At 70.2% G+C, this 17,480-nt stretch carries 17 protein-coding genes and 4 tRNA genes; 16 read left to right on the forward strand and 5 right to left on the reverse strand.

Annotated features, from left to right (window positions below):
- Positions 1-15: 15 nt before the first annotated feature.
- On the reverse strand, positions 16-786 hold the full coding sequence (locus tag F8566_RS11755) for an MBL fold metallo-hydrolase (protein WP_151560228.1): 771 nt from the start codon (positions 784-786) through the stop codon (positions 16-18).
- A 112-nt stretch (positions 787-898) separates the two neighbouring features.
- Here F8566_RS11755 and F8566_RS11760 point away from each other — a divergent pair, with 112 nt between their 5' ends.
- Complete coding sequence (locus F8566_RS11760) at positions 899-1,210, forward strand: antibiotic biosynthesis monooxygenase (RefSeq protein WP_151560229.1); 312 nt, start codon at positions 899-901, stop codon at positions 1,208-1,210.
- On the opposite strand, the gene F8566_RS11765 is transcribed toward F8566_RS11760, so the two are convergent.
- Positions 1,182-2,357, reverse strand: coding sequence for an MFS transporter (locus F8566_RS11765; protein ID WP_151560230.1), 1,176 nt, complete (start codon positions 2,355-2,357; stop codon positions 1,182-1,184). The two genes, F8566_RS11760 and F8566_RS11765, sit on opposite strands and share 29 nt — an antisense overlap.
- An 88-nt stretch (positions 2,358-2,445) precedes the next feature.
- Here F8566_RS11765 and F8566_RS11770 point away from each other — a divergent pair, with 88 nt between their 5' ends.
- From F8566_RS11770 to F8566_RS11820, 11 genes are all read left to right on the forward strand, one after another.
- Positions 2,446-3,321, forward strand: coding sequence for a LysR family transcriptional regulator (locus F8566_RS11770; RefSeq protein WP_151560231.1), 876 nt, complete (start codon positions 2,446-2,448; stop codon positions 3,319-3,321).
- A 94-nt stretch (positions 3,322-3,415) separates the two neighbouring features.
- Complete coding sequence (locus F8566_RS11775) at positions 3,416-4,939, forward strand: alkaline phosphatase family protein (RefSeq protein ID WP_151560232.1); 1,524 nt, start codon at positions 3,416-3,418, stop codon at positions 4,937-4,939.
- A 170-nt stretch (positions 4,940-5,109) separates the two neighbouring features.
- The gene (locus F8566_RS11780) at positions 5,110-5,373 is read left to right on the forward strand and encodes a sigma factor-like helix-turn-helix DNA-binding protein (RefSeq protein ID WP_225993078.1); all 264 of its coding nucleotides are present in this window, start codon (positions 5,110-5,112) and stop codon (positions 5,371-5,373) included.
- A gap of 79 nt (positions 5,374-5,452) precedes the next feature.
- Positions 5,453-7,489 (forward strand): phosphate acetyltransferase, encoded by a 2,037-nt coding sequence (pta, locus tag F8566_RS11785; RefSeq protein WP_151560234.1) that lies wholly within the window; start codon positions 5,453-5,455, stop codon positions 7,487-7,489.
- On the forward strand, positions 7,486-8,643 hold the full coding sequence (locus F8566_RS11790; RefSeq protein ID WP_151560235.1) for an acetate/propionate family kinase: 1,158 nt from the start codon (positions 7,486-7,488) through the stop codon (positions 8,641-8,643). The genes pta and F8566_RS11790 overlap by 4 nt, the downstream gene beginning before the upstream one ends.
- A 169-nt stretch (positions 8,644-8,812) precedes the next feature.
- The gene (locus F8566_RS11795; RefSeq protein ID WP_151560236.1) at positions 8,813-9,631 is read left to right on the forward strand and encodes an LLM class flavin-dependent oxidoreductase; all 819 of its coding nucleotides are present in this window, start codon (positions 8,813-8,815) and stop codon (positions 9,629-9,631) included.
- A gap of 98 nt (positions 9,632-9,729) precedes the next feature.
- Positions 9,730-9,978, forward strand: a complete 249-nt coding sequence (locus F8566_RS11800; protein WP_151560237.1) for a hypothetical protein — start codon at positions 9,730-9,732, stop codon at positions 9,976-9,978.
- A gap of 216 nt (positions 9,979-10,194) precedes the next feature.
- Positions 10,195-10,280: transfer RNA gene (locus F8566_RS11805), tRNA-Ser, on the forward strand.
- A gap of 1 nt (position 10,281) precedes the next feature.
- Positions 10,282-10,354: transfer RNA gene (locus F8566_RS11810), tRNA-Met, on the forward strand.
- A gap of 1 nt (position 10,355) precedes the next feature.
- A tRNA-Arg gene (locus tag F8566_RS11815) sits at positions 10,356-10,428 on the forward strand.
- 1 nt (position 10,429) lies between these two features.
- Positions 10,430-10,503, forward strand: a tRNA-His gene (locus F8566_RS11820).
- Here the strand turns inward: F8566_RS11820 and F8566_RS11825 are convergent.
- Both F8566_RS11825 and F8566_RS11830 read right to left on the reverse strand, forming a co-directional pair.
- Positions 10,503-10,976 carry an SRPBCC family protein gene (locus F8566_RS11825; RefSeq protein WP_151560238.1) on the reverse strand — a complete coding sequence of 158 codons (474 nt, stop codon included), beginning with the start codon at positions 10,974-10,976 and terminating at the stop codon, positions 10,503-10,505. The genes F8566_RS11820 and F8566_RS11825 overlap by 1 nt on opposite strands.
- Positions 10,973-11,317: an ArsR/SmtB family transcription factor gene (locus F8566_RS11830; RefSeq protein WP_151560239.1), complete on the reverse strand. Its 345-nt coding sequence runs from the start codon at positions 11,315-11,317 to the stop codon at positions 10,973-10,975. Before F8566_RS11830 ends, F8566_RS11825 begins: the two co-directional genes overlap by 4 nt.
- Positions 11,318-11,485: 168 nt before the next feature.
- On the opposite strand from F8566_RS11830, the gene F8566_RS11835 reads away from it, so the two are divergent.
- The gene (locus F8566_RS11835; RefSeq protein WP_151560240.1) at positions 11,486-13,324 is read left to right on the forward strand and encodes a glycoside hydrolase family 3 protein; all 1,839 of its coding nucleotides are present in this window, start codon (positions 11,486-11,488) and stop codon (positions 13,322-13,324) included.
- A gap of 89 nt (positions 13,325-13,413) precedes the next feature.
- Here the strand turns inward: F8566_RS11835 and F8566_RS11840 are convergent, their stop codons facing one another.
- On the reverse strand, positions 13,414-14,586 hold the full coding sequence (locus tag F8566_RS11840) for an acyl-CoA dehydrogenase family protein (RefSeq protein WP_151560241.1): 1,173 nt from the start codon (positions 14,584-14,586) through the stop codon (positions 13,414-13,416).
- 81 nt (positions 14,587-14,667) lie between these two features.
- Between F8566_RS11840 and F8566_RS11845 the strand changes: the two genes are divergently transcribed.
- Genes F8566_RS11845 through F8566_RS11855 form a run of 3 tightly spaced genes read left to right on the forward strand, consistent with a single transcriptional unit; the run spans position 14,668 to position 17,479 of the window.
- Positions 14,668-15,819 carry a CaiB/BaiF CoA transferase family protein gene (locus F8566_RS11845; RefSeq protein WP_151560242.1) on the forward strand — a complete coding sequence of 384 codons (1,152 nt, stop codon included), beginning with the start codon at positions 14,668-14,670 and terminating at the stop codon, positions 15,817-15,819.
- Positions 15,816-16,520: a GntR family transcriptional regulator gene (locus F8566_RS11850; RefSeq protein ID WP_225993079.1), complete on the forward strand. Its 705-nt coding sequence runs from the start codon at positions 15,816-15,818 to the stop codon at positions 16,518-16,520. The genes F8566_RS11845 and F8566_RS11850 overlap by 4 nt, the downstream gene beginning before the upstream one ends.
- The gene (locus F8566_RS11855) at positions 16,517-17,479 is read left to right on the forward strand and encodes a TAXI family TRAP transporter solute-binding subunit (protein ID WP_151560243.1); all 963 of its coding nucleotides are present in this window, start codon (positions 16,517-16,519) and stop codon (positions 17,477-17,479) included. The genes F8566_RS11850 and F8566_RS11855 overlap by 4 nt, the downstream gene beginning before the upstream one ends.
- The last annotated feature ends 1 nt before the right edge of the window (position 17,480 follow it).

Raw genomic sequence — 17,480 nt, forward strand, 5'->3', positions numbered from 1 at the left:
TCATCGTTCCCCGGCTCATAGTTCGATCTGTTCACCCGGCTTTGGCAGGTGCAGGAGACCGGCCAGCCCGGCTTTCTGGAAGGCCGCCACCAGGGTGTCGGCGCCCTGGCTGAAGTGTTCCCACTGCTCGAAGTGCAGGGGGACGACGTGGCGGGCGCCGAGGATCTTCGCGGCCTCGGCCGCACCCTCGCTCGGCAGGGTGAGGAAGGCGTCGCCGAGCAGTGGTGTCTGCGCGCCGCCCGCGAAGAGCACGGCGACGGCGATGTCGCCGATCCGGTCCGCGATGCGCTGGACGACGTCCAGCGAGGCGTTGTCACCGCTCACGTAGACGGTCGGCACGCCCTCCCCGGCCAGGACGAACCCGGTGACCTCACCGGTCCACTGCTCGGTGCCGTCGGGGCCGTGCTGCGCCGGGACGCCGATGACGCGGAGCATCCTGCCGTCCGGGCGGGGCAGCTCCACCTCGTCCCAGTTGGGCAGCGTGCGGACGGGGTCGCCGACGCGTTCGCGCGCCGAGGCGGTGGAGAGCACGAGCGGGGCGGACGCCAGGTACGCGCGGCCCTGGGTGTCCAGGTTGTCGGGATGCTGGTCGTGCGACAGCAGCACCGCGTCCACGGTCCCGATCTCGGCAGGGCCGAACGCCGGTCCGGCGGTCTTGACCAGCGCGCGGTCGCCGATCGGATACTCGCCGGGCCCGTCGAACGTCGGGTCGACCACGAACCGCAGCCCGCCGAGCTCGAGGACCGCGGTCGGCCCGCCCACGTACCTGATCTTGAATGCGGCCATCGTGTCCCGCCCCTCCCACGTCGTCCCGCTGCGCACAACACGATCTCCGGTCCGGCGATTCCGGGGCAAGCCGCTGTGGTGGAATCGTCGAGGCTGATGAGAGGAGCCGTAGATGATCGCGAGAATCTGGAGCGCCATCGCCACGGAGAAGGGCGCGGAGGCCTATCGGAGCCACTTCGAGGGGTCGGTCGTACCGAGCCTGCGGAGCGTCCCCGGCCATCGCGGCGCCTATCTGATGGAACGGGACAGCGAGGGGTCGGTCGAGATCGAGGTCGTCACACTCTGGGAGTCGATGGCGGCGATCCGCGCCTTCGCCGGGTCGGACGTGGACACGGCGGTGGTCGAACCGGCGGCCCGCGCGGCGCTCACCGGTTTCGACGACACCGTCACCCATTTCACTGTGGCGGTCGACACCGTCCAGTGACGCGCACGCTGGGGCGTATGGCGGGGCGTACGGTGGCGGCGGCCAAGAGCGCGAGTGCGCCGCCGAACCACATGACGCCGGGCAGGGCGATGTCGGCGATTCGGCCGCCGGTCAGCGCGCCCAGCGCGATGGCCACGTTGAACGCGGACACGAATACCGCCGACGCCGCCTCTGGCGAGGCCGCCCCCGACTTGAGGAGCCAGGTCTGCGTGGTGACCGAGACCCCGCCGTAGGCGAGCCCCCACACCACCAGCAGCACGATCGCGCCAGGCGGCACCGTCCCGGCGACCGGAACCAGCAGGACCACCATCCCGAGCAGCGCGGCGATCAGGAACAGCGTCCGGCGGGGCCTCCGGGCGGCGGCCACCCCCGCCGCGAAGTTACCGATGACGCCGGCGGCCCCGTACACCAGCAGGAGCCCGCCGATCAGTCCGGCGCCGATGCCCGAGATCTGCTCCAGCGCGGGCCGTACATAGGTGTAGGCGGCGAAGTGCCCGGTGACCAGCAGCAACGTCACCACCAGCCCGGTCCGGGCCCGGCGGTCGCGCAGCAGCCGGGGCACCTCGCCCACCCGGAACGGCGCGTTCGGCGGCAGCGGGGGCAGCAGCAGGGCGAGCCCGGTCAGCACCGCGAGCGCCAGGACGCCCATCGCCGCGAACGCGCTCCGCCAGCCCGCCAGTTCGCCGGCGAAGGCCCCGGCGGGGACGCCGAGCACCGAGGCGACCGCCACCCCGCTGAAAATCGTCGAGGTGGCCGCGCCGACCGAGCGTTCCGGTACGAGGCGCACGGCCAGCCCGGCCGCGATCGCCCAGAACCCCCCGATGCTGAGCCCGACCAGGATCCGGGAGGCCAGCAGCACCTCAAATCCGGGCGCCGCCGCCGACAGCAGATTCGCCGCGGCCAACAGCGCCATCAAGGCGCACAACACAAGCCGCCGGTCGAGCCTGCCCGTGCAGAGGGTCACCGCCGGGGCGGCAACGGCCGCGACGAGCCCGGGCAGGGACATCGTCAGGCCTGCGATGCCGCCGGACACCCCCATCTCCGCCCCCATCGGGGTGAGCAGGCCGACCGGGAGCATCTCGGTGGTGACGATCGAGAACGTGCCGAGGGCGACGGCGCCGACGGCGGACCAGGAACGAAAAGACATGAGTCAAGCCTTTGATCAGACCTGACCGGGAACAATGACGAAGTGCCCATCCTTGGATTAACCAGGCTTATCAATCTCAGGGGGAACCGTGCTCGACCTGCGAGAGCTGGAGTGTTTCCTGATCCTCAGCGAGGAACTGCATTTCGGCCGCACCGCCGAGCGCCTCTACGTCAGCCAGGGCCGGGCCAGCCAGCTCATCCGGTCGCTGGAACGGCGGATCGGGGCCCGTCTGTTCGAACGCACGAGCCGCCGCGTTCGCCTGACCCCGCTCGGCGAACGGCTCCTGAGCGACCTGCGCCCCGCCTACGACTCCCTGCACGGCGCCGTCGAGGGCGCCCGCGCCGCCGCCCGCGGCGTCGAGGGAACGCTCCGCGTCGGTTTCCTCTCCGGCACCACGCACGAACGCGTGACCGGCATGATCGGTGCCTTCCAGGCGGACCATCCGGACTGCGAGATCCGGCTCGCCGAGATCCCGCTGTCCGACCCGTTCGGCGCCCTCCGCCGCGGTGAGCTCGACGTCGCCATCGTCATGCTCCCCGTCGTCGAGCCCGATCTCACCAGCGGCCCGCCGTTCTCCAAAGAACCCCAGACCCTCGTCGTCTCGACCCGCCACCCCTTCGCGGGCCGACCCTCGATGGACGCCGAGGAACTCGCCGAGTGCCGGCTCCTCGACCTCAGCCCTCCCGCCCCGGCCTACTGGCGCGAGCTCACCGCCCCGACGAGGACCCCGGACGGGCTCCCCGTCCCGCGAGGCCCCCAGGTCTCGACGCTGCAGGAGGCGCTGACCCTGATCGCCGCCGGCGCGGGCGCCATGATCTTCTGTGCGCCGACCGTGCGCACCCAGGCCCGTACCGACATCACCTACGTCCCGGTGAACGGCATCCCGGACTCCTCCCTCGGCCTCGTCTGGCGCAAGGACGACGAGACCGCGCTCCTCCGCGCCTTCAGCGAGGCCATCACCTGAGGGGCCGGTCGCCCCAATGTGGCCACGGGGAGGGCGTTCAGCGGCGCGCACGACGGCATAACGTTGAGAGCACCCCCAGTCGCAGGGAGTGACCATGGCTGCGGACATCGAGCACGTCGTCGTCCTCGCTCTGGAGAACCGCTCGTTCGACCACATGCTCGGATTCGTCGCGCATCCGGACCCCTTGTTCGACGGGCTGCTGGAGGGCGGGCCGTACGTCAACCCGGGCACCAGGCGCGGGGAGACGATCCCGGCGACGGCTGACGCGAAGAGGGTGCTGCCGATCGATCCGGACCATTCGCACCAGGCGATGCTGGAGCAGCTCAAGGGCAACGCCGGATTCGTGCGGTCGTACGAGAAGAGGGGACGCGGGAAGCCGCCCGGCGCCTGGGGCGGGTTGCTCGGGCCGGTCGTCAACCTCGCCGGCCGCCTCCGGCAAGGACGCACCGTGGAAAAGATCAAGGGCAGGGGGCCGCTCATCATGCGGTGCCAGCCACCTGAGAACGTGCCGGTGCTGGGCACGCTGGCCACGCAGTTCGGCACGTTCAGCAAGTGGTTCTGCTCGGTCCCCGGCGAGACCTGGCCCAACCGCAACTTCCTGCACGCCGCGACGTCCGACGGCGACACCGAGATCCAGCCGCGCTTCTACACCAATACGACGATCTTCGAGGTGCTGGAGCGGGCCGGGGCGGACTGGCACGTCTACTTCGACGACATCCCGCAGGTGATGGCGTTCGTGAAGCTGTGGACCGAGCCCCGGCGCCTGGCCAACTGGTACGCGATGGAGGAGTTCGCGCGGCATGTCGAGAACGGGACGTTGCCCGCGTACTCCTTCCTCGAACCCAACCACCGGCCTCCCGTGCGGCTGGCGGCCGGGCACCCGAGCAACAGCCAGCACCCGGGCAACGCCCTGGTCGCCGACGACGAGTACGACACCTTCACGAACGACGGGACCGGCGACTTCGCGCGGGCGGAGGCGCTCCTCGCCCACGTGTACGAGGTGCTGCGCGCGCATCGGGAGGTCTTCGACAAGACCGTCCTGCTGGTGACGTACGACGAGACCGGCGGGTTCTACGACCACGTACCCGCCGCGCAGGGCATGGCCGACCCAGGTCGCGCCCCGACCCCGCTGACCGGGCTCCTCCGTTTCCTCCTCCATCGCAAGAGCGCCGCGTTCGACTTCACCATGACCGGCGGCCGCGTCCCCGCGGTGGTCGTCTCCCCGTTCGTTTCACCTGGCTCAATCGGACCAGAGACCCGTGACCACGCGAGTGTGCCTGCGACACTGCGCGCGCTTTTCGCGCCTACGGCAGAGCCGCTGACAGCCAGGGACGCGGCGGCCGCCCGGTTCGACACGTTGCTGACCCTGGCCGAGCCACGCCGGGACCTCCCCGACTTGTCGGAATACACCGCACCAATGTCATTGGCAGCACCGGCCGGGGCGAATCAGGATGTGCCCGAGCACTACGCGCCCTACGTTCAGCTTGCGGACAGGGTGGCCGGGATGCTGAGCCAGGTGAACTTGGCCGGCGTCTCCGACCATCCCTCCCGTGAACGCGCCGACGAGCTCCGCACCGCGTTCCTCAACGCCGCCGAGCTGGCGCGTGCCGAACTCTAGAGCGCGTTCTCGGCCGCCTCGTGCAGCACCGGCCAGAGCTCCACCGCGCGGACCGAGGCGAACGGCGGATATGGAGTGAATGATCGCCGGCACCTAAGGCCTCCTGAGCGGTTCCTTAAGCGGGTCCTAAGGGGATACCGGTGGGGCGGTTACGGTGCGAGATTCATCGCGTGGCACTCCGATACGGCAAGAGCGCAGTCGACGAGACCGTCCCGCAGACGTACGTCCCCGGGGTGGCGACCGCTGGTCTCCGCCCCGCGGTCGTCGCACGGGCGTACCGGTCACTCGCCCCTGTCCACCGCGAGATCCTCACGGAGACGGTCTTCCGTGAGCGCTCGGTGAACGAGGCCGCGGCGTTGCTGGGACTTTCGGTGGACGAGGTCAAGGTCCGCGTCTACCACGCCCTGCGCGCCTTGCGGGACGCCGTTGGTTAGTGCGGGTTCGGACGCCGCCCACGCCGAAGTCCAGGTGGCGGCCGGGAACGGTCCAGACCCGTCCCGTACGATCGATCAAGTGACGCACGCGGTGTACATCGCGGCCAGTGACGCCGCCACCAAGAAGGCCGCGATCGCGGTGGGGATGACCGAGCTGCTCTCGCGCCGGGTCGGGCGGGTCGGGGTCTTCCGGCCTGTCGTACGGGCCGGGCGCCCAGATCATCTGGTGGAGACGCTGCGGTCCCGCTTCCGCCTCGCCCACACCGCCACGGGTGTGACGTACGAGGACGTGCACGCCGACGCGCGGAGGGCCACGGCGGACATCGTCGCTCGTTACCGGGGCCTCGCCGACCAGGTCGACGCCGTGGTCATTGTCGGCACTGACTACACCGATGTGGGGGCGCCGACGGAGTTCGGGTTCAACGCCAAGCTCGCCGCTCATCTCGGCGCTCCGCTGCTCCTGGTGGTGAACGGGCGTGGCCGCACGCCGGCGGAGAACGGCGTCGCCGTCGAGCTGGCGCTGACCGAGATCAAGGCCGAGCACGCCACGGAGCTGGCCACCGTCGTCACTCGCGTAGATGCCGCTGACGTTCCGGCGGTGGCACGGCCTGAGCAACTCTTGTTCGCGCTGCCCGAAGTGCCGCGGCTGTCGGCGCCTACCGTGCGCGACCTGATGGAGGCGTGCGACGGGCAGTTGCTGCTCGGCGAGGAACGGCTGCTCGGCCGCGAGGTCGGCGCCATCCTGGTCGGCGCGATGTCGCTGCCCAACATCCTCACCCGCCTGACCGAGGGCGCCGTGATCATCATTCCGTCCGACCGTGCCGCCGGGCTGCTGCCCGGGCTGCTCGGCGCGCACACCGCGCCCACGTTCCCCGCGCTGTCGGGGATCGTGATGAGCGGCGGGATGGAGCTCCCCGAGCCGGTCGCCCAGCTGCTGGACGGCATGTCGGCCCGGCTCCCGGTGGTCATCACCGAGGAGGACACGTTCGAGACCGCCATCGACCTGTCGAAGGTCGAGGGCAGGTTCACCCCGGAGGCGGACGGGAAGGTCGAGACGGCGCTCGGGCTGTTCGACGAGTACGTGGACGGCGACGCGTTGCTCGACCGGCTGCAGGTGAGCAAGACCGCGGTCACGCCGCTGATGTTCGAGTACGACCTGCTCGAACGAGCCCGCGCCGCCCGCCGTCACATCGTTCTGCCGGAAGGTGAGGACGAACGCATTCTGCGAGCGGCCGATCTCCTGCTGCGCCGTGGCGTCGCGGAGCTGACCCTGCTCGGGAACGCCGCCGAGATCGAACGCCGCGCCGCGATGCTCGGGCTGGACGTCAGCGGCGCCCATGTGGTGAGCCCGTTCGACCCGGCGCTGCGCGAACGTTTCGCCGAGGAGTACGCCCGCGTCCGCGCCCACAAGGGCGTCAACCTGGACCTGGCCCGCGACACGGTCACCGACCTGTCGTACTTCGGCACGTTGATGGTGCAGCTTGGTCTGGCCGACGGGATGGTGTCGGGCGCCGCGCACACCACCGCTCACACGATCCGGCCCGCGTTCGAGATCATCAAGACCGAGCCCGGCACCGAGCTCGTGTCCAGCGTCTTCTTCATGTGCCTGCCCGACCGGGTGCTCGTCTACGGCGACTGCGCGATCAACCCCGAGCCCGGCGCCGAACAGCTCGCCGCCATCGCCATCTCCGCCGCCGCGACCGCCGCCCGGTTCGGCGTGGAGCCCCGGGTGGCGATGCTGTCGTACTCCACCGGCGACTCCGGCCACGGCGGCGACGTCGACAAGGTCCGCGCGGCCACCGCCCTCGTCCGCGAACGCCGCCCCGACCTGCTGATCGAGGGGCCGATCCAGTACGACGCGGCGATCGATCCCGGTGTCGCCCAGACCAAGCTCCCCGGCAATCCGGTCGCGGGCCGCGCCACCGTCTTCATCGTTCCCGACCTCAACACGGGCAACAACCTCTACAAGGCGGTCCAGCGCAGCGCCGGGGCCGTCGCCGTCGGGCCGGTCCTGCAGGGGCTGCGCAAGCCCGTCAACGACCTCTCCCGCGGCGCCACCGTCCAGGACATCGTCAACACGGTGGCCATCACCGCCATCCAGGGGGAACTGCCGTGAACGTCCTGGTCCTCAACTGCGGCTCGTCCTCGATCAAGTACCAGCTCCTCGACGGCACGCGCACCCTCGCGTCCGGCCTGCTGGAACGCATCGGCGAAGAGGCCGGCACCCTCACCCACGACTCGTCCAAGACCGAAGACCACTACCCCGACCACGAAACGGGCCTGCGCGCCATCCTCAGGGCCTTCGAAGACCACGGCCCGTCCCTGAGCGGCGTCGTCGCCGTTGGCCACCGCGTCGTCCACGGCGGCGACCGCTTCAGCGATCCCGTCCTGATCGACGACTCGGTCGAAAAGGCCATCGAAGAACTCACGCCCCTCGCGCCGCTCCACAACCCCGCCAACCTCGAAGGCATCCGAGTGGCCCGCGGCGCGTTCCCCGGCCTGCCGCACGTCGCGGTCTTCGACACCGCCTTCCACCAGACGCTGCCGCCCCACGCCCACACCTACGCCGTCCCCCGCTCATGGGCCGACCTGGGCGTACGCCGCTACGGCTTCCACGGAACGTCCTGCGCCTACGTCTCCCGTCGCGCCGCCGCACTTCTCGAGAACCCGCACCCCAACACGATCGTTCTGCACCTGGGCAACGGCGCCAGCGCGACCGCCGTCTCCGGAGGCCGCTCCGTCGAGACGTCCATGGGCCTCACGCCCCTGGAAGGCCTCGTGATGGGCTCACGTTCCGGCGACGTCGACCCGGCCCTCCCGGCCTACCTGTCCCGCGTCGCCGGCCTGAGCCTCCTGGAGATCGACGCCGCCCTCAACAAGCACAGCGGCATGGTCGGCCTGGCCGGCGCGGGCGACCTTCGCGAAGTGTGGCGCCGAGCCGACGCCGGCGACGCCCAGGCCGCGGCCGCCCTGGACGTCTACTGCCACCGCATCCGCAAGTACGTCGGCGCGTACTATGCCGTCCTGGGCAGCGTGGACGCCATCGTCTTCACCGCCGGCGTAGGCGAGAACGACTCCCGCATCCGCTCCCGAGCCCTCGCCGGCCTCGACCGCCTGGGAATCGAGATCGACCCCGTCCGCAACGAATCCCCGTCCCGCGACGAACGAGTCATCTCACCCCCCGACGCCGACGTGACAGTCCTGGTGATCCCCACCAACGAAGAACTGGAAATAGCCACCCAGGCCCTGGCCGTGACCAACCCCGGCTAGCTCGCAGGCAATCGCAATTTGTGATCGAAACAAGCAGAAAGAATCGTTTTTCATGTCGGCTGTGCCGCTCTAGCGTGAGCGTCATGACCAAATATGTCGCGCCACGCTTCCCCGGCCCGGGCGCAGACCATCAGATTCTTGCTGGACGTGACCACGAAGGCCGACGGGCATGAGCACGCTGCGTTCGGCGCTCTGGCTGCCGCCCTTCGACGAACTCGCCGATCCTCGGACGGTCGTCCGCCTGGCCGCGGAGGCCGAGGCGGCAGGCTGGCATGGCGTCTTCCTGTGGGATCACCTGTTCTGGCGGGCGCCCGTCCAGCAAGTGGCCGACCCCTGGATCACGCTGGCGGCGGTCGCCGCGACCACCGAACACCTGCGGTTCGGCCCGATGGTCACGCCCCTTGCCCGCCGCCGGCCCGCGAAGGTCGCCAAAGAGACCGCCACCCTGGACGTGCTCAGCAACGGCCGCCTCACCCTGGGCGTCGGGCTGGGCAGTGACCGCTTCGCCGGCGAACTGTCCAAGACCGGCGAGCAACTCGACGACCGGGAGCGGGGCCAGATGCTTGACGAGTCGCTGGAGATCCTCACCGCCGCCTGGTCCGGTGAACCGGTGCATCACCACGGCCGGCACACCACCGTCGACGGCGTCCGGTTCCTCCCACGACCAGTCCAACGTCCCGGCGTGCCGGTCTGGGCCGCGGGATTTCCCCGGAACATCAAACCGCTACGCCGGGCCGCCCTCTACGACGGGTTCTTCCCCATCAACCTCGACCACCCGGACCACGTTGCCGAAGTCGTCACCACCATCAACCCCCTCCGTCCGAATCCGGCCATGCCGTACGACATCGCCATCGCCCTCCCACCCGGCACTGATCTGGCGCCTTACGCCAAGGCCGGTGCCACCTGGTGGCTGACGGAGTTCGACCCGGACGAGCTGACCCTCGACGCGGTCCGCGGCGTCCTCCGCGACGGCCCGGCAGCCGGTTAGATCTACCCAAACGTGGGGGACTGCTGGGGCCCGTTTTGACTACCGAGCGTAAGAATCTGTCGCGTACCGTAGCCTTCCCCCAGAAGTGAGGCGATGCGATGAGGTTCCCCACCCGCCTGGCCGTGCTCGGCGTCAGCGGTGCCGCGCTGGCGTTCACGGCCTGCCTGGTGCCCGCTGCCGCGGCAGAGCAACGCGCGACGTGGCGCGACACCGGCGCCCGGTTCTACTGGTACGAGAGCTGCCGTGAGGCCGGCGAGGCCGGCGTCCGGAACGAGGGCTGGCAGGCCTGGGACTGCAAGGGCAGTTCCGCGCCCTGGTCGAAGTACCAGCTCTGGTCCCTGAAGTAGGTCGGAAGGGCCGCGCCGCATTTTCCCGCGGCGCGGCCCCCGTATAAATGCGTTGCCTTCAAGGAACCGCTTTGGCAGAGTGAAAGTCGAACGCAGCAGACCGGAGAGGAGCACATCATGCGAATGCATAGTCGTCTCTCTGGGCCCGGGAGCAGCCGCCGAACGTGACGTTCGCGCCTGCCGCCCGTGTCCACACGGGCGGTTTTTCTTTTCCCCGGAGGGTTGGCCGAGAGGTAAGGCAGCGGCTTGCTAAGCCGTCGTCAGGGTCACCCCCTGCGTGAGTTCGATCCTCACACCCTCCGCGCCGGGTACGGAGGCTGGTGCTTCCGGTGGCTTCATATCCCACATCAGGCAGGTTCGATTCCTGCACCCGGTACGTCTCCGTGGCGCAGTGGAAAGCGCGTCGGGTTGCGGACCCGAAGGGCGCAGGTTCGAATCCTGCCGGAGACACGGCGTTCGTGGTGTGGTGGTCTGCACGCCAGGTTGTGGTCCTGGAGGTTCCGGTTCGATACCGGGCGATCGCCCTAGGTGAGTTGCTCGAAGTACGCCTTTTGCGCGGGGTAGTAGTCGTCGAAATTGGGCTGGGGAGTGCCTTCGCGAGACGATACGAGCATGTCCAAGTAGTACTCCCAGCCCGGGCCCGTCTCGCCGATTCCCTCTGTGGTGGTGAGATGCTGGATGAGTTTCAGCTCAGTGACGCCGTTCTGGTGCGTGAGGAGGAGTTCCAGGCGCCAATGCCCTGCTTCGTCGTCGGCGGTGACCAGTAGGCGTTCGGGGGGTTCGCAGACGTCGATGCGCATGTCGCTCCATGGCTCGCCCTCTTCGAAGAGCAAGCGGACTTTTACGGTGCGGCCGGGACCGGCGTCGCCTTCCCAATGGCCGAACCAACGGGCCGTTCGCTGGGGCTCGGTGACGCTGGCCCAGACGTCGTCGATAGGGGCCTTGAACGTGCGGGTGAACACGAGGTCGTTGCCATTGAGCCGGGCGGTGGGTTTCATGCGGTGTTCTCCTTTGGTGTGGAGCGCTCCCGGGTGGTGCGCCGGACTTCGGTCTCCAGCGCGTCCAGGCGGTGTTGCCAGCCGGCGGGGGAGCGCAGGAAGGTGATCCACTCGGCGAGGTCCGTGAGCGGCGCGGGGTCGAGTGTGTAGAGGCGCTGCCTGCCGACGAGTTCGTCGTGGACGAGGCCGCTCTCGCGCAGGATCCGGAGGTGGCGGCTGATCGCCGGGCGGCTGATCGTGAACCGCGACGCGATGTCGCTGACCGTCCGGGGCTGCCCGTGGAGCAGCGCCAGGATCTCCCGGCGTACGGGATCCGCGATCGCGTTCACCACCTCCTCCATGGGCTAAAGCGTAACCCAGAGGTTACGCGTTTGGACAGGCCGGTGTGTCCGGATGCGGCCAGCGAGGCCGGTGGGATGCGTTCTTGCACGGTTGCGAGGTTCGACTTACGGTCCATTTGTTGAGTGGGGCAACGTATTACGGTTCCCGAGCTCCAAGCGGAGGCGACGATGCACCGCAGACCACCCCGGATCCTCGCGGTAGGCCTGACGACGACGTTCTTGCTGGGCGGTGGTGCCGTTGCGGGAGTTCCCGCAGCGAACGCGGCCACCTACATGGACACGAAGAAGCCGGTGCGGGAACGGGTCGAGGCGCTGCTCAAGAGGATGAGCCTGGACGAGAAGATCGGCCAGATGACGCAGCCCGAACGGGGGGCCGTCACAGGAGACGACATCACCCGGTACAGGATCGGCTCGGTCCTGTCGGGCGGCGGGTCCACGCCGACACCCAACACTCCGGTCGCGTGGGCCGACATGACCGATGGGTTCCAGCGGCAGGCCCTGGCGACGCCGCTGAAGGTGCCCCTCATCTACGGCGTGGACGCGGTGCACGGGCACAACAACGTGGTCGGTGCGACGATCTTCCCGCACAACATCGGGCTCGGTGCGACGCGCGATCCCGGGCTCGTGCGGAAGATCGGGCGGGCCACCGCGGAGGAGGTCACCGGGACGGGCCCCGACTGGACGTTCGCGCCCTGCGTGTGCGTGGCGCGCAACGACCGGTGGGGACGCACGTACGAGTCGTTCGGCGAGGTGCCCGAGCTGCCGTCGGCGATGTCGACGATCGTGGACGGGTTCCAGGGGCGGCGGCTCGACGGGCCTGCCTCCATCTTGGCGACCGCCAAGCACTACGTGGGTGACGGCGGGACGACGGGGGGCGTCGACCAGGGCGACACGCAGATCTCCGAGGCCGAGCTGCGGCGGATCCACCTGCCGCCGTTCCGGGCCGCCGTGCGGCGGGGCGTGGGGTCGGTGATGATCTCGTTCAACTCGTGGAACGGCGTCAAGCTGCACGGCCACCGGTACCTCATCACCGACGTGCTCAAGCGGGAGCTGGGCTTCTCCGGGTTCGTGATCTCCGACTGGAACGGCATCGACCAGATCGACGGGCAGCCCGGATTCACCCCCGCCGAGGTCACCACGGCCATCAACGCCGGGCTCGACATGATCATGGTGCCGAACGACTGGAAGCGGTTCATCGACACGCTGCGCGCCGAGGTGCAGGCGGGACGGGTCCCGATGGCCCGCATCGACGACGCCAACCGGCGCATCCTCACCAAGAAGTTCGAGCTCGGGCTGTTCGAGCGGCCGTTCGCCGACCGGCGCTACCTCGCCACGGTCGGCAGCGCCGAGCACCGCGCGCTCGCGCGGCACGCGGCGGCCAAGTCGCAGGTGCTGCTGAAGAACGAGCGCGGTGTGCTGCCGCTCAAGCGGAACAACAACAAGATCTTCGTGGCGGGCAAGAGCGCCGACGACATCGGCAACCAGACCGGCGGCTGGACCATCACATGGCAGGGCTCGTCCGGCGACATCACGCCGGGGACCACGATCCTGCAGGGCATCCGCCAGAACGCCGGGCGGAACACGACGGTCACGTACGACAAGGAAGGCGACGGCATCGACCGTTCCTACAAGGCGGCGATCGCGGTCGTCGGCGAACTCCCGTACGCGGAGTTCATGGGCGACCGGCCCGGCGCGATGGGGCTCGACGAGGCGGATCTGGCGACCATCGCCAAGCTGCGGGCGTCCGGCGTGCCGGTCATCGTGGTCCTGGTGTCAGGGCGGCCGCTGGACATCGCCGCCGAGCTGCCGAAGTGGAACGCGCTGCTGGAGGCCTGGTTGCCGGGCACCGAGGGACGCGGAGTCGCGGACGTGCTCTTCGGTCTCACGCGGCCGACCGGCAAGCTCCCGGTGACGTGGATGAGGAGCGCCGACCAGCAGCCCATCAACCGGGGTGACGGCAAGGCTCCGCTGTTCCCGTTCGGCTACGGCCTTACTTACCGGCGATGAGCCTGTCCTCCGGGCGATACCCGTCCTACCGGCGATAGCGGAGAGGGACCCCGCCTTGCCATACGCGGTGGCACGGCGGGGCTTCCCCGTCAGCGGAAGGCGGCCTCCCCCGTCAGCGCACGGCCGATGACCAGCGTGTGCACCTCGCTGGTGCCTTCGTACGTGAGCACCGACTCCAGGTTGTTGGCGTGCCGGATCACGGGATATTCGAGCGTGATCCCGTTGGCTCCCAGGATCGTGCGGCACTGGCGGGCGATGTCGAGGGCCTCGCGCACGTTGTTGAGCTTGCCCAGGCTGACCCGTTCGGGCGGGAGCTCGCCGGCGTCCTTGAGCCGTCCCAGGTGGAGCGCGAGCAGCATGCCCTTGCCCAGCTCCAGCGTCATGTCGGCCAGCTTCTGCTGGGTGAGCTGGTACGAGGCGAGCGAACGGGTGAACACCTCGCGTCCGGCGGCGTACGAGAGCGCGGTCTCCAGGCAGTCGCGGGCCGCGCCGAGGGCGCCGAAGATGATGCCGAAGCGCGCCTCGTTGAGGCAGCCGAGCGGGCCGGACAGCCCGCGCGCCTCGGGCAACATCGCGTCGGCCGGCAGCCGGACGCCGTCGAGCACGAGCTCGCTGGTCACGCTGGCGCGCAGCGACAGCTTCTTCTTGATCTCCGGGGCGGAGAAGCCCGGCGTGTCCGTGGGCACCAGGAAGCCGCGCACGCCCTCGTCGGTCCGCGCCCAGACGACCGCCACGTCGGCCACCGAGCCGTTGGTGATCCACATCTTGGTGCCGCTGAGCACCCAGTCGGTGCCCTGGCGCTTGGCGGTCGTCCGCATCGAGCCGGGATCGGAACCCGCGTCCGGCTCGGTGAGCCCGAAGCAGCCGATCGTGTCGCCGGCGGCCATGCCGGGGAGCCACTGCTGCTTCTGCTCCTCCGACCCGTACTTCCAGATCGCGTACATGGCGAGGGAACCCTGCACCGACACCAGGCTGCGCAGGCCGGAGTCGACGGCCTCCAGTTCGAGGCAGGCGAGCCCGTACGACACGGCGTTGGTGCCCGCGCAGCCGTAACCCTCCAGGTGCATGCCCAGCACGCCGAGCTCGCCGAGCCGTTTGGCCAGGTCCCGCGCGGGGATCTGGCCTTCCTCGAACCAGTCCGCGACGTGCGGGCGCAGCTCGCGCTCGCCCATGGTGCGGACGGTGCGCTGGATCTCCAGCTCCTCGTCGGACAGCAGACCGTCGATCGCGAAGAGCTCGAACGGGTGGACGGACGACGCCATCGGAGCCTCCCAGGCTTTTTGGATCCAGTATCCGATATTAGGATCTCTGATGACCGCACGTCGACCGTAGGGAGGGGCCGGATGGGATCGCTGGACGGCATCGTCATCGCCGACTTCAGCCGCGTGCTGGCGGGGCCGTACGCGACCATGCTGCTCGCCGACCTCGGCGCCGACGTGATCAAGATCGAACGACCCGGCAGCGGCGACGACACCCGCGCCTGGGGCCCGCCCCACGCCGCCGGCGAGGCGACCTACTTCCTGGCCGTCAACCGCAACAAACGGTCGATCACCCTCGACCTGCGCGACGGGCACGACCGGGCGACCGCGCACGCCATCGTGGCCCGCGCCGACGTCCTGATCGAGAACTTCCGGCCCGGCACGATGGACCGGCTCGGCTTCGGCTACGAGGAGCTGCGGAAGGCCGATCCCGGGCTCGTCTACTGCTCGGTGACCGGCTTCGGCGCGGCCGAGGGGTCCCATCTCGCCGGTTACGACCTGCTCGTGCAGGCCATGGGCGGTCTGATGAGCGTGACCGGCGAGCCCGGCGGCGACGGCACCAAGGCGGGCGTCGCGCTGGTCGACGTGATCACCGGCCTGCACGCCGGGCTCGGCATCCTCGCCGCGCTCCGGCACCGGGACCGGACGGGGGAGGGCCAGCGGATCGAGGTCGCCCTGCTCACCTCGCTGCTGTCCGCGCTCACCAACCAGGCGTCGGCGTACGTGGCGGCCGGGGTCGTGCCGCGGGCCATGGGCAACGGCCATCCGAGCGTCGCGCCGTACGAGGTGTTCACCGCCAAGGACCGGCCCCTCGTGCTGGCCGCCGGCAACGATCGGCAGTTCCGCGTGCTGTGCGATCGGCTCGGCCTTCCCGGGCTCGCCGATGACGAGCGCTTCGCCACCAACTCGGTGCGGGTCGCCCACCGGGAGGAGCTGGTGGCCGCGTTGTCAGGGCCGCTCGCCGCCAGGACGGCGGACGAGTGGTTCGCCGAGCTGACCGAGGCCGGCGTGCCGTGCGGGCCGATCAACGACCTGGCCGCCGCGTTCGACCTGGCGGGCCGGCTCGGCCTGGACGCCGCGGTCGCGCTCGCCGATCCCCGCAGGGACGAGCCCGTCGGCCAGGTCGCCAACCCGATCACGATGAGCGCCACGCCGCCGGTCTACCGGACGGCACCGCCGAGGCTGGGCGAGGATACCGGCGACGTGCTCGCCGAACTCGAAGGGCGGCTGCGGTGAGCATCGATGGGACGAACGCGGCTGGGACGAGCACGGCTGGGACGAGCACGGATCGCCGGCCCCGGCGGCCGCCGACCGCGCAGCAGTTCGTGCTGGCCGAGCTGCGTCGCGCGATCACCACCGGCGAGCTGAAGCCCGGCGCGCCGATCCGCCAGGACGCCCTGGCCGAACGGCTCGACGTGAGCCGGGTGCCGCTGCGCGAGGCGCTGAAGATCCTCGAAGGTGAGGGCCTGGTCGAGCACCAGGCGCACCGGGGTTACTTCGTCGCCGTGCTGTCCATGGCCGACCTGCGGGAGATCTATCGCATCCGCGCGTTGCTGGAGGCGGAGGCCGTCCGCGTCGCCGCCCCCCATCTGACGCCCGAGGTCCTCGCCGCGCTGGAGGCCGCCCAGGACGAGGTCGAACGGGCGGGGGAGGCCGGGGACGTCACCGCCATGGCCGCGGCCAACCGGCGCTTCCACTTCATGCTCTTCGAACGTTCGGGCATGCCGCGCCTCGTCCGTCTGATCACGACCCTCTGGGACTCGACCGACGCCTACCGGTCGCTCTACTACGGCGGCACGCCCAACCGGGAACGCGTCGTCCACGAGCACCGGGCCGTGCTCGCAGCCCTGCGCGACGGCGATATCGACGCTGCCGTCGCCTGGCTCGACCGCCACCGCGCCCACGCGGTGAGCACGCTTCAGGAAGTCCTGGGATGAACACGCCCAGCCGCCGTACGGTCCTCAGGTTCGCCGCCGCCCTGCCCGTCCTGCCTGCTTTGGCCGTCGTGCCCGGATGCTCGCGCGGTTCGGAGCGGCACAGGCTCACGCTGGCCAGCGGGCCGGTGAACGGGCCGTACGCGATCTTCGGCAAACGGCTGGCGGACGTGCTGGAGCGGCGCGGGGACGGGATCACCTTGCACGTCCGCTCCACGTCGGCGAGCGTGGAGAATCTGCGCCTGCTCGGCTCAGGACAGGCCGACTTGGCCATGGGCCTTGGAGACAGCGCGGCGGACGCCGTCGTGGGGCTCGGCCCGTTCTCCTCTCCGCAACCGGTGACGGCGCTGGCGCGGGTCTACCTCAACTACACCCACCTCGTCGTGGCCGCCGGGTCGCCCGTGCGCAAGGCGGCGGACCTGGCCGGGCGCAAAGTGTCGCTGGGCGCGGACGGGTCCGGGACGGCCGTCGTCGGCGAGCGTGTCCTGAACGCCGCGCGCCTCTCCACGCCGGTGCGGGCAAGCCGCCTCGGCCTGGATGAGTCGGTCGAGGCGCTCGCGAACGGGGAGGTCGAGGCGTTCTTCTGGTCCGGCGGCGTCCCGACGAGCGCCATCGCCGGGCTGACCGGGCGCATGCCGATCCGGCTGGTTCCGCTCGACGGGCTCGCCGCGGAGCTCAGCCGGGCGCACGGGCCGACCTACGTCAGCGTCTCGGTGCCCGCCGGGACGTACGGGCAGCGCGCCGAGGTGCCCACGGTCGGCGTTCCCAGCTACCTGATGGCGCGGCCAGGCCTGTCGAGCACGGTGGCGTACGAGGTGACGCGGGCGATGTTCGAGTCGAGGGACAGCCTCCCGGGGCCGGAGAGCCCGGGCGCCTACCTGGACGAGCGGTACGCCATCGGCACGGGCACGGTGCCCCTCCATCCGGGCGCCGTGCGCTACTACCGTTCCGTTTACGGCTGAT

Source organism: Actinomadura rudentiformis (assembly GCF_008923185.1).
Taxonomy (GTDB): domain Bacteria; phylum Actinomycetota; class Actinomycetes; order Streptosporangiales; family Streptosporangiaceae; genus Spirillospora; species Spirillospora rudentiformis.